Genomic DNA, 11,177 nt, shown 5'->3' with positions numbered 1-11,177 from the left:
ACTTCTCCAGCGTGCACCACGAAGGGCCGTGCGCTGTCGTGCTTCACTTTGAAATAGGCCTCGCCCGAGGATAAATCCAGCTGGCGCTTGGGCCCGTTGAAGTCCATGTTCACGCGGCTTTGCGCCCCCAGAATGATCCTGGACCCGTCCGGCAACGTGGCAGCCCGACTGCTGTGAGCAGCCGCCACTGTTTCAGGCGCGGGATCAGGCGTCACTTGCTGGCGCTGAACCAAAAGCCCGACAGCAACTGCGGCCACACCAGCGGCAGCGGCAATGGCCAGTGGCAACTTCCATCGACGAGCATGCCTCGCTGGCTCGACGAGTACACCAGCCGTAGCCATCGCTGGATCGAACTTCAGTGCGTCGAGCTCTTGCCAGCGACGCTGTACCGTCTCGAAGGCAGCGAAATTCTTGGGATCAGCGTCGCACCACCGCAGCCAAAGGTTGAGGTCGTCCTCGGTGCGCGTCGACTCCTGCAGACGTAGCAGCCAGTCCGTGGCCTGTTCCAGCCGCTCCAGTCTGTCAGCTTCGATGGCGTGAGCGTCGGTTGTCATGACAACCCCTTCCAGGAGTCCGCGACGGAATGCCCCTCGCAACGCAGACAGATGTAAACCAAGGCGCGTCGCAAATGCCGCCGCACCATCCGTTCCTGTAATCCCAAGGTGGCGGCCACCTCAGCGATGGGCCGATCCGCCAGCTTGTGCAACCGAAATACCTCCGCACAGGTCTCCGGCAGCTCGGCTACAAAACGTCTCAACAGCTGCAGCTGCTGCTCCGCTATCGCAGCCCGCTCGGCGCGCGGCTCCTCGAAGAAATCGTCGATTGAATCCAGCCTATCCAGTTGCGCCCGTGTGTGCCGCTGGCGCAGCCGATCAATCGCCAGGTTTTCGGCGACTTTGAACAGGTAAGAGCGCAAATAGCTGACAGCACCGCGATCCGGCTCGAGCTGCAGGACCTTTACATAGGCCTCCTGCGCCACCTCTTTGGCCTCCTGCTCGTTCTTCAGCCGCGTGACCAGCAGGCCGACCAGCTTGCGATTGTGCTCCCGAAAGATGCGGGCCACGGCCGCGCCTCGATCCTCGAGGCCTGCTGCCTCGGGATGCTCAGCCCGCTCGCTCGGCTCGTTGGGTTTCACGACTCGACTCTACGCCTCGGCACACCGGTACGCAGCTAAGACGGTCGAGACGGCGGGGGAGGTACTGGCGGGGTGAAAAAAGCCAGATTCAGGCCGGATGAGTGAAAATCCGCTGCATGAGCCGATCGAACATCGGCATGGCGCCGTAGCCGTTGGCGAACAACACGACGCCACGGCTGTCGCGCTGACGCAGCTTCATGCTGGTGGTGATGCCCGGGTCGCCACCGCCATGTCCCCACGTGCCGTCTTCGGTTCGCCACCACGTGATGCCGAGTTTGCTGCCCGCCTGTCGCGTAGCCTGCAACCGTCGTTCGTTGAATATCTCAGCAACCGTGCTTGCTCGAAGGATGCGCGTGCCGTCCAGCTCGCCGCCACGCAAATAGGCAAGCACGAGTCGCGAGAGTGCATTGGCCGAGGTTCGCGCCAATCCATCCGGCATCGTGGCGAAGCTGTAGAGACAGTGTCGAATCGTGACCGCCTCGCCCTGCTCCGGCACCGGCCAGGTCGGATCGGGCACGCGAACATCGCGAAGCTTGTCCCGAGTCACATAACTATAGGTTCGCGCATGAGCGGCGGCATCTATCTGCGAAAGCAGGAAACCGGAGTTCGTCATGCGTAGCGGCTCGAAGATGTGCTTGGCGCAGTACTCGCTGTAGCTCATCCCGGAGAGACGCTCTACCAGCAAGCCGAGCAAGCCATACGCCACATTGCTGTATCGAAACTGGCTGCCCGGTTCCCAGGAATGAAAATTGGCCTGCGCATCGTAGTTCCGGCCGTCGCTACGGAAATACTCCTGCAGCCACTCACCCATGTTCGATTTCGAATCGCCACAGGCGTAACTACCCCGATAGGCAGGGCCATCGGCGATCGAAGAGGTATGTACCAACAGCTCACGAATGCTGATTGCACGATCGGGCCACGCAGGGTTACGCACCTTGAACGACAGATACTTGTCGATGGGTTCATCCAGCGTGAAGCGGCTCTGCTCCCACAGCTGCATGACGGCTGTACAAGTGATGGTCTTGGTGATGGAGCCGATGTTCATCACTGTGTCCGGCGTCATCGCTCGACGCGTGGAGATATCGGCCCAGCCGAATCCTGCCGTATGAATCTGCCGCGCGCCGTCGATCACAACCAAACTCACGCCCGGAATGTGCGCGCCGAGCATTTCGGCGCGCACTCCTTCCGTGAATTCAGCACTACGTAACCAGTTCGCCAGCGAGCTGCCCGATCGCACCGTTGTCGACGATGCAAAGCTGCTGGCGATGCTCAGTACACCCGCCGAGCCCCATAGAAAGCGTCGGCGGTCCAACATCTTCTCACCCACGATCAGAGCGTCACGTTGAGACGCAAGCCGAAGGTCCGTGGCACGAACACTGCCTTCGTACCGCGCAGATCCGTTCCGGCATAGCCGATCCAATAAACCTCGTCGGTCACGTTGTCCATGTACGCCGTCAATCCCCAACGGCCGTTAGACACGCCCGCAGAAAGATTGAGTACCCCGAACTCTGGCAGTTCATAGGCACGGTTGGTGCCGATGCGTGCGTAGGCACGATGCTGCCAGTTGTAGCCGAGCCGGAAATTGCCGGTGTACTCGTCGTTGATGGCACGCTCATACGAAGTAGAAACATTGGCCGTCCAGGGACGGATGCCCGGCGAATCGAAGCGTCCAGCATTGCCTTGCACGCCTTCGAGTTCCGCATCGACATAGCCGACCGCGCTGTGCAGCCGCCAACCATCGCTGACTCTCGCGGTAGCTTCGAGTTCGAAGCCCTGCGAACGGCCGGAGCCCGCATTCACGTCATAGCTGAAGAAGGACAGCACCGGATCGACGATCTGGCTGCCCGTGACCTGCAGATCGTCGTAGTCCATATAGAACAGCGCCGCAGTCAACGCGAGCCGTCCATCGAACAACATGCCCTTGAAGCCAACCTCGTAGTTGGTCGCGTACTCGCTATCTACCGTGCCAGGAACGACCGCCGGACCTGCCAACGTCTGCCGTGGCCCAACCACGATCGGATTGTTGCCGTAGCCCGGACGGAAACCCGTGGCGTACTGCGCATACAGCATCATGTCGTCATTGAGATCGAAACTCAGCGCGACTCGCGGATCGAACTGCTCGAGCGTTCCGGAGATCTTGTTGATGGCCGGTACAGGAGCGCCTTCCACGAACACGGCCGCGTTGCCGAACACACTGGTGAGTTCGGTGAAACGTGCGCCTGCCGACAAGTGCAGGCGTGGCGCGATGTCCCAGAAGATATTGCCGAACACCGCTTTGGTTTCGACCGAGCGATAAGTCCGGAACGCCTGCAGCAGTGCGTAGGTGCCTGCGTAGTCACGCGCACCTCGCCCCACTCGTCCGCCTTGAGGCATGCGATCATCGCCGTAAGTCACGCCCGTCACCCAACTGAACGCGCCGTTCGAGTTCGAGGACAACCGCAACTCCACTGAATCGGAACGGTTGTCCCAGAAGTAATGGGAACGAATGCCGGCGAACTCGGAATAGTCCACGTCCTGGGAGCCCTTCAAAGAATTCTCCAAGTGGCCGTAGATCAGCTCCACATTGGCCGCATCGAATTGGTACTTCAGGCGTAGCGAGCCCAGCAAAGTATCGATGCGATGTGTGGTGGGATCGTCGACCTTGACGTTGCCACCGTTGGTGCCGGCCCGCTCGATGAACGACACCTGGTCGTCATAGTAGTTGCCACCGAGCCCGGCGAGCGTCGCGCGCGTCTGAGTCGCAGCGGCATTGCCGCCCGGGAAGCGATCCAGATACAACGCCGTGTCCATCCCGTAGCGCAGATCTTCGTACGAGAGGGCCGCCGTCACTTCCAAATCTTCCGTCGCCTGCCACACCGACGACACGCGCGCGCCGAAGTTGTTCTTGCTCGACGTGCCGCCGCCTGGGCCGACGTTCCTGACTGCGCCGTCGCTGGACTCCGTGTACGCGACCGTGCGGAATGCAAACGTGTCACTCACTGGCACATTCACCACCGCCTTCTGCAACACGGTGCTGAAACGTCCGTAGTCGAGCGTGCCCTTGAACGAGAACTCTTCGGTGTTCGGCCGAGCCGTAATGATATTGAGCGTGCCACCCAACGAGCTGCTGCCGGTAAGTGTGCCTTGCGGACCGCGGAGCACTTCGATGCGTTCGACGTCGAACACTTGCGACTGCAGGATCGGGCGCATATCCACGGTGCCGAAGCTCGAATCGTCGATGGTCACCGCAATGGGCGAGAATCTGCCGCCGTCATTGTTGGTACCGCGCAGAACGACGCGAGGCGACGCCGTTCCGGTGGACGTGAAAGTCGCATTGGGAATCTCGAACGCGAAGTCCTCGATGTTCTGTGCTCGCAGTGCTTCCAGTTCCACCGCGCCGAGCGTGGTGATACTCAGCGGCACATCCATCACCGACTCAGAGCGCTTTTGGGCGGTGACGATGACCTCATCCAGCGGCGCAACGTCTGTGGTTGTGGACTGTTGAGCGTGCGTGGGTGCGCTCAACACGCTCAGCGCGAATGCCGACAGCGATGCCAGCACCGATCGGTTCTTGATCTTGGTCGTGCTCGGCGCGGTCGTCTTGGCATCGGCCACCGGCAGCGGCCGGACGATGGCGATGGTGTTCTCGTCGAGATATCGGAAGGTCAGGCCCGTGCCGTTCAACAGCTGGCCGAGTGCTTCACCGACAGTGAGATCAGCATCGAGCGCCGGCGCCTGATAGTCGGCGACCAGCTTCGGCTCGAAGAAAACATTGGTCGATGCCTGCCCACCCACGGCACGCAGCGAATCGGCCAAGGCTTGCGCCGGTAACTTGAAATTCCAAACAGCGTCTGCCTGCGCCACGCACGGCGTCGCAGTCAACAGAGCAATACTCACAGCGGTAGCAGCGGATCTGGAGGCGAGTCGCACGATCATGGTCAGTCTCCCGGCGAATGTAGTTATTTGCTTCGCTGGAGCCCTAGACACGAACGCGCTGACAAACCTCAGCAGGCGCGCAAAGAAATTTTCCGCCGCCGGAATCATTGTGGCTGCGACAGAGTCTCGACTTTTCTATCGCCATCCGTGGCAGCAACACTGGACAACACCATGTGAGTGCCGTCTTCAGTGATCCGCAATCCATAGTTGAACGCGACCGCACGCGCGAAACTGACCGAATCGCCTAGACGGAAAATGCCGCTGACGGGCAACTCTGAAGCCGCCGCATCTGCCACCGAGAGCGGCAACACGCCGTTGTAACGATTCATCTCGGCCACTGCGTCAGCGAGACGCGTGTTGTCGAAGATGGCTTGCCCCCGCTGCCAGGCCACGATGCTGTCCAACGGCGGCTTGTCCCGCTGCGGTTCGCGGTCGGCGGCGAAGGTCATGCGCTCGCCAGGTTGCAGCGAAGACATTAGAGGCGAATCGGCATGCTGCCGTTGCCCCGCTTCGTCGATGGCGATCTTTCCTTCCACCAACGTCACCGCGACACGCTGCTCGTCTTTGCGAACCGTGAATGCTGTGCCAAGCGCTGTGATGGTCCGATCGCCAGCCTCCACCACGAACGGCCACGACGGACGCTTGGCCACTTCGAACAGCGCTTCACCGGACAACAAGCGAATACGACGAACTTCCGAAGTCATTTTCACTTGCACGCGCGTATCGGTATTCAAGGACAGCCGCGTACCGTCTTCCAGCATGACGATGCGCTGTTCACCAATCGCAGTATTGATGACGGGATCGCGCAGATAGACCATACACACGGCAATGACGATCAGCGCCGCTATCGCCGACCACACTCGCGGCTGCCAACGTGTTGGCTGGGGTTTCGTGGGATTCATATTCAACGACAGTCGTTGCGCGTTCTCCCACATGTCCGATGCCATCGACCAAGCACGCGCATGCGACGGATCTTCCGCCAACCACTGCCGAAAACCGGCGTCATCCTGTGAAGTGCGCCGGGGCCGTTGCAAGCGCGCCAGCCAAGCCGCCGCCTCGGCCAACACTTCCCGCGAAGGTGATTCGTTGCCCAGGTCCATGGTCATTCCGGCTTCCCCTTGGCCGCTTCCAGCAGAATCAACGAGGCTTTGGCGATCTGCTTTTCGACCGCGCTCTCGGAGATTCCAAACTGTCGTGCGATTTCGCTGTAACTGCGGCCCGCCACTCGATGTAGCAAAAAGACCTCGCGGGTCCGGTCGCTGACGGACGCCAGCGCCGCTTGCATGCGCGCCAAGCACTCATCGGCAGCGATGATGTCTTCGGGCAGAGGCTGTTGGCCGACCAGCGGCAGGTCTTCGACGGCTTCGGCGACGAACAGGTGTCGCCGTGAGCGGCGATGCTCGTTGATGGATAGATTCATGGCCGTTCTGGCCACGACGGCCTCGGGCTCCTGCACCTCCCCGCCGCGCCGACAATATTCGAGCACGCGAAGGATGGCCGCCTGCGCCAGGTCTTCCGCTTCCTCGCGGGTCCGGCCTCTGCGCCGTAGCCGGTGCTGCAACCGGTAGACATAGTCGAATAGCCTGTCCACGCCGCGAACGACCTCGTTCCTCCAACCCACTGGCCCGTTTGGCCGGTGTCGGCAGTCTCGCACGCTGCGCCAGCCCCGAGCAGGCTGCAATGGCGGAATCCACGCCGACCCAAGCTGGACACGGCGGCGAGCAAAAACCTCAGCGGCGCGGTGAATTCTTTTGACCGTGCCGGTGCTCGGTCGGTATGATTTTGGTTGCTGAGGTGCCCGAGGGGTCGAGCCGACCCTGACGGTGAAACGGGAAGCCAGTGACATCCTTTGTAAGGATCAGCCTGGCACTGCCCCCGCAACGGTAAGCGAGTCGATCCGGATCACGATGCCACTGTGCCGTTCGCGGCTTGGGAAGGCGATCCGAATCAATACTCGCGAGTCCGGAGACCGGCCTCACGCATTGGCACTGATCTGCGGTGGGCAGACGTCGGCCGGCGTGTGTGCTCCAGCATTTCGCCCATCCGATCGCTCTCCCGCCTCAGCTGCAGTCGACATCGTCGCTCAAGTAGCTCGGAGAGCTTCATGACTTCCAAAGGGCTTTCCGCCTCCCCCGCCGCCAGTGCATCGCAGGTTCTGCCGCTGGCTCAACGCAAAGTGCTGGGTGCCGTCGCGATGCTGGTCGGCGTTGCGTGCCTGTATTTCGTGGGATTCGCCCCGATGCCCGCCGTCCACAACGCCGCTCATGACACGCGTCACGGCGCTGCATTCCCCTGCCACTGATCAAGTCATGTTACGTGACACCTTATTAGCCGCGGCGCTGTCGGGGCTGTTCGCAGCCTTGTTGCTGACTTTCGTGCAGTCGGTTTGGGTGACGCCGCTGATCATGGAAGCCGAGACCTATGAAACGGTCAGCCAGGCAGTTGCGCATGAACACGAGCACGGCGTCGACGAAGAATGGTCGCCGGCCGACGGCTGGCAACGCACTTCCTTCACCCTGGCCGCCAATCTGGTGATGGGCCTGGGCTACAGCCTGTTGCTGCTCGGTGTGTACTTGTTGTGGCGGCAACCGAGTGGCTTGTTGAGCGGCGCCGCCTTCGGTGTGGCCGGCTTTGTCGTGTTCTTCGCCGCGCCTTCTCTGGGCTTGCCGCCGGAACTTCCCGGCACCGTCGCCGCTCCCGTGTCGGAGCGACAACTGTGGTGGGCGATGACGGCAGTGCTGACAGGCGGCGGACTGCTGTTGCTGTTTGCCAAACCATTCTCTTGGCTCAAAGCCGTGGCTGGCGTGGCATTGGTCATAGCACCGCATTTCGTCGCCGCACCGGAACCCGAAGTGCATGCCGCTTTGGCCCCGGAAACACTCCAACACCGCTTCCAGATTGCGACCTCGTTCGCCAATGCAATCTTCTGGATCCTGCTTGGAGCGGCATCGAGCCACGCATTCCGCAAACTGATGTCGTGGCATGGACGACTCGACGCAGCTTGAAGTGCCTACGGGCGACGATCCCAGCATCGTCGCGCCTGCCGTCGAGCTGTTCGTCTGCGATACGTGCCGCTATCGACCGGATCTTCGCGAACATGAGGGACGCAGCGGCGGCGTTCACTTCGCCGAGCACATCGAACGTCGCTTGCATGAAGCGCCAATCGAGGGAGTACAGCTGCATCGTGTTTCGTGCTTGATGGCGTGCTCACGTCATTGCACGGTGCACGTGCGCTCCGCCGGCAAGCTTGGCTACGTCATCGGTGATTTCACACCGGATGAAGCCAGCGCCACGACACTGCTCGACTACGTCGACCTTTATCGCCGGTCAGACACCGGCGTAGTTGCCTACCGAAGCTGGCCCACCGCGATCAAAGGCCACTTCATTGCCCGAACGCCACCTTGACTCGACTCTCCTACTGCCATGTCACAACCTTCCAGCGCCGCTCGTATTCCCGTCACCATCGTCACGGGCTTTCTAGGCAGCGGTAAAACCACTCTGCTGCGTAATGTCCTGCAGATGGAGCACGGCAAGCGCCTTGCCGTCATCATCAATGAGTTTGGCGAACTCGGCATCGATCGCGAAATTCTCAAAGGCTGCGATATCGGCTGCGACGAACGCGAGCAGGCCGGCACGCTGTACGAACTTTCGAACGGCTGCCTGTGTTGTACGGTTCAAGAAGAGTTCTTGCCAGTCATGCAACAGCTGGCCGAGCGCCGCGCCGACATCGATCACCTGCTGATCGAGACGTCGGGTCTGGCACTCCCCAAGCCACTGGTGCAGGCGTTCAATTGGCCCACCATCAAGAATGTGTTCACTGTGGATGCGGTCGTGACCGTGGTCGACGGGCCGGCGACTGCGGCCGGTCAATTTGCCCAGAATCCAACGGCCGTCGACGAGCAGCGCCGCGCCGACCCGAATCTGGATCATGAATCGCCGTTGCATGAGCTGTTCGAAGATCAGCTGTTGGCCGCGGATCTGGTGGTGGTGTCCAAATCGGATTTGATGACGGAAGCTCAGGACAGCGCCGTCGACGCGGTGATTCGCGAAGAGCTGCCGCCGACCGTCAAGATCGTGCGTTCGAAGATGGGTCAGGTCGACCTCAACGTGTTGCTCGGCATCGGTGCCGCCGCCGAAGAGACGATTCATCTGCGCCCCGATCATCACAGCGGCCACACCGACGAGAATGGCGAACACGACCACAATCACGAAGCCTTCGATTCGGTCGTAGTGCAATTGGGCAGCGTCGAGCCCGAGCAGTTGCTCGCCCGACTGAAACGCCTGGCCGAGCATCACCAGATCTATCGCATCAAGGGCTTCGCCGCAGTGCCTGACAAGCCGATGCGTCTGGTAGTCCAGGGCGTTGGCCGGCGCTTCGACACTTATTTCGATCGTCGTTGGCGTGCCGATGAAACCATTCGCACCACGCTCGTGTTCATCGGCGAGGACCTCGATGCCACGGCGCTCAACACCGCCTTGGCCGACGTCGCGCTCGCCAGCTGATGCACCTGCTATCCGCCAAGGCTGGTGGATATACCGATGCGACGGTGACCGTACGCATCGAGCAGGCCCCTGCTGACATTGTGATCTTGAGCGCGGCAGACACGACTCTGTCGCTGCTCGCCGCGGCTGCACGCCGGCTGCCGTCGAATTTTCCGTCCATTCGCATCTGCAGCCTGATGCATTTGCGCAATCCGGCGTCCATCGATCTCTATGTCGATGAGGTCCTACAACACGCGAAAGTGATCGTGGTCGATCATGTCGGTGGCGAATCGTATTGGTCGTACGGCCTCGAGCGTTTGGTGACTTTGTCCAAGCAGCACCAACAAACACTGCTGCTGTTCTCCGGCGACCGCACCGAAGATCCAAACCTGACCAGCAAGAGCACGGTTCCCTGGCAGCGCTGCGAGCAACTGCTCAGATATCTACGAGAAAATGGTCCGGACAACGCGGTCGAATTCCTGATCAGCCTGGGTCATGACTTTTTGCAGTGGCCCCAAGAACCGCGCCCGCCTCGGCCGTTTCCCGAAGCGTTGGTTTACTACCCCGGCCGCACGGCCACGGGCATCGATGCCTGGCGTGCTCAATGGGTCGCGAACGCGCCGGTGGTTGCAGTCGTCTTCTATCGTTCTCATCTTTCCGCCGGCAACACGGACGCATTCGACGCGCTGCTCGAAGGCTTACAGCGCGCTGGCATGAATCCCCTGCCGCTGGCGCTGAACTCACTCAAAGATCCGCTGTGCCTGCAGGTGCTTCGAACGTTGTGCTCGGAGCATGACGTGGCGCTGATTCTAAACACCACGGCGTTCGCCACCGCCGCGCTGGACGATCCGGAACCCGCGCCGTTAGCGGGCGACATTCCAGTGCTACAGATCATGCTGAGCGGCGGCAATCGCGACGATTGGCAAGCGAACGATCATGGCTTGAGCCCACGCGACATCGCGATGCAAGTGGCCCTGCCCGAGGTCGACGGCCGCATCGTCACGCGCGCCATCAGCTTCAAAGGTGCAGCCTATCGATGCGAGCGCACTCAGTACGAGTTGTCCAAGTATCAGCCCGATGCGGAGCGGATCGAGTTTGTGGTCGAACTGAGCCGACGCTGGTGTCGCCTGCGACAGCTCGCGCACGCAGACAAACGCGTGGCGTTGATCATGGCGAACTATCCGTCGCGGGAAGGACGCATCGGCAACGGCGTGGGGTTGGATACTCCGGCGTCGGTTATCACCATTCTGGACGACCTGCGCTCGCAGGGTTATGACCTGACGGACATTCCGGAGAATGGCGACCAATTGCTGGCGCAGCTCCGCGAAGGCGTTACCAACGATCCAGCAAGCTGGGCGGCGCGCTGGGCATTTCAAAGCGTTTCGGTCGACGACTATTCGAGTTGGTTCGCGCAATTGCCCGCCGACAATCGGCGCGCTGTCATCGAGCGATGGGGCGATGCGTCCAGCGATCCCATGCTCCGCGAACAACGTTTCATGATTTCCGGGCTACGGCTTGGCAAGGTCTTCGTCGGACTGCAGCCGGCTCGCGGCTATGAAATCGATCCTTACTCGACCTATCACAGCCCGGACCTGGTGCCGCCGCACCACTACCTCGCCTTTTATTTCTGGCTGCGTGAGTGCTT

General features: G+C 61.1%; 11 protein-coding genes and 1 riboswitch. Of the genes, 5 read left to right on the top strand and 6 right to left on the bottom strand.

Features of this window, described 5'->3' with window-relative positions:
- The 6 genes from JNL55_RS17990 to JNL55_RS17965 all read right to left on the bottom strand — a co-directional run.
- Positions 1 to 554, bottom strand: a 554-nt coding sequence (locus JNL55_RS17990) for a FecR family protein (protein ID WP_293856620.1), incomplete at its 3' end; no start/stop codon positions are given.
- Positions 551 to 1,135: an RNA polymerase sigma factor gene (locus tag JNL55_RS17985; RefSeq protein ID WP_293856617.1), complete on the bottom strand. Its 585-nt coding sequence runs from the start codon at positions 1,133 to 1,135 to the stop codon at positions 551 to 553. The genes JNL55_RS17985 and JNL55_RS17990, both read right to left, overlap by 4 nt.
- A gap of 88 nt (positions 1,136 to 1,223) precedes the next feature.
- Complete coding sequence (locus tag JNL55_RS17980) at positions 1,224 to 2,450, bottom strand: serine hydrolase domain-containing protein (RefSeq protein WP_293856614.1); 1,227 nt, start codon at positions 2,448 to 2,450, stop codon at positions 1,224 to 1,226.
- Positions 2,451 to 2,464: 14 nt separating this feature from the next.
- Positions 2,465 to 5,050, bottom strand: coding sequence for a TonB-dependent receptor domain-containing protein (locus tag JNL55_RS17975; RefSeq protein ID WP_293856611.1), 2,586 nt, complete (start codon positions 5,048 to 5,050; stop codon positions 2,465 to 2,467).
- A gap of 104 nt (positions 5,051 to 5,154) precedes the next feature.
- A complete protein-coding gene (locus JNL55_RS17970; RefSeq protein ID WP_293856608.1) occupies positions 5,155 to 6,156 on the bottom strand; it encodes a FecR family protein in 1,002 nt (333 codons plus the stop codon).
- Positions 6,153 to 6,641, bottom strand: coding sequence for an RNA polymerase sigma factor (locus JNL55_RS17965; RefSeq protein WP_293856605.1), 489 nt, complete (start codon positions 6,639 to 6,641; stop codon positions 6,153 to 6,155). Before JNL55_RS17965 ends, JNL55_RS17970 begins: the two co-directional genes overlap by 4 nt.
- A 184-nt stretch (positions 6,642 to 6,825) precedes the next feature.
- Positions 6,826 to 7,043: riboswitch (cobalamin riboswitch) on the top strand.
- A 111-nt stretch (positions 7,044 to 7,154) separates the two neighbouring features.
- Between JNL55_RS17965 and JNL55_RS17960 the strand changes: the two genes are divergently transcribed.
- The 5 genes from JNL55_RS17960 to JNL55_RS17940 form a co-directional block, all read left to right on the top strand.
- Positions 7,155 to 7,352: a CbtB domain-containing protein gene (locus tag JNL55_RS17960; RefSeq protein ID WP_293856602.1), complete on the top strand. Its 198-nt coding sequence runs from the start codon at positions 7,155 to 7,157 to the stop codon at positions 7,350 to 7,352.
- Positions 7,353 to 7,359: 7 nt separating this feature from the next.
- Positions 7,360 to 8,055 carry a CbtA family protein gene (locus JNL55_RS17955; RefSeq protein WP_293856598.1) on the top strand — a complete coding sequence of 232 codons (696 nt, stop codon included), beginning with the start codon at positions 7,360 to 7,362 and terminating at the stop codon, positions 8,053 to 8,055.
- A complete protein-coding gene (locus JNL55_RS17950; protein WP_293856595.1) occupies positions 8,033 to 8,455 on the top strand; it encodes a DUF1636 domain-containing protein in 423 nt (140 codons plus the stop codon). The genes JNL55_RS17955 and JNL55_RS17950 overlap by 23 nt, the downstream gene beginning before the upstream one ends.
- An 18-nt stretch (positions 8,456 to 8,473) precedes the next feature.
- Positions 8,474 to 9,553 (top strand): cobalamin biosynthesis protein CobW, encoded by a 1,080-nt coding sequence (gene cobW, locus JNL55_RS17945; protein ID WP_293856592.1) that lies wholly within the window; start codon positions 8,474 to 8,476, stop codon positions 9,551 to 9,553.
- On the top strand, positions 9,553 to 11,177 hold a 1,625-nt coding region (locus tag JNL55_RS17940), incomplete at its 3' end, for a cobaltochelatase subunit CobN (RefSeq protein WP_293856589.1). The genes cobW and JNL55_RS17940, both read left to right, overlap by 1 nt.

This window comes from Steroidobacter sp., assembly GCF_016790065.1.
Classification (GTDB): Bacteria; Pseudomonadota; Gammaproteobacteria; order Steroidobacterales; family Steroidobacteraceae; genus Steroidobacter.
This window is presented reverse-complemented; position numbering and strand designations above follow the sequence as displayed.

Bases quoted from the DNA above. Each gene is read 5' to 3' on its own strand.
- JNL55_RS17960 (WP_293856602.1), top strand. From the start codon at position 7,155: ATGACTTCCAAAGGGCTTTCCGCCTCCCCCGCCGCCAGTGCATCGCAG.
- JNL55_RS17970 (WP_293856608.1), bottom strand. From the start codon at position 6,156: ATGACCATGGACCTGGGCAACGAATCACCTTCGCGGGAAGTGTTGGCC.
- cobW (WP_293856592.1), top strand. From the start codon at position 8,474: ATGTCACAACCTTCCAGCGCCGCTCGTATTCCCGTCACCATCGTCACG.
- JNL55_RS17980 (WP_293856614.1), bottom strand. From the start codon at position 2,450: ATGTTGGACCGCCGACGCTTTCTATGGGGCTCGGCGGGTGTACTGAGC.
- JNL55_RS17950 (WP_293856595.1), top strand. From the start codon at position 8,033: ATGGACGACTCGACGCAGCTTGAAGTGCCTACGGGCGACGATCCCAGC.
- JNL55_RS17975 (WP_293856611.1), bottom strand. From the start codon at position 5,050: ATGATCGTGCGACTCGCCTCCAGATCCGCTGCTACCGCTGTGAGTATT.
- JNL55_RS17955 (WP_293856598.1), top strand. From the start codon at position 7,360: ATGTTACGTGACACCTTATTAGCCGCGGCGCTGTCGGGGCTGTTCGCA.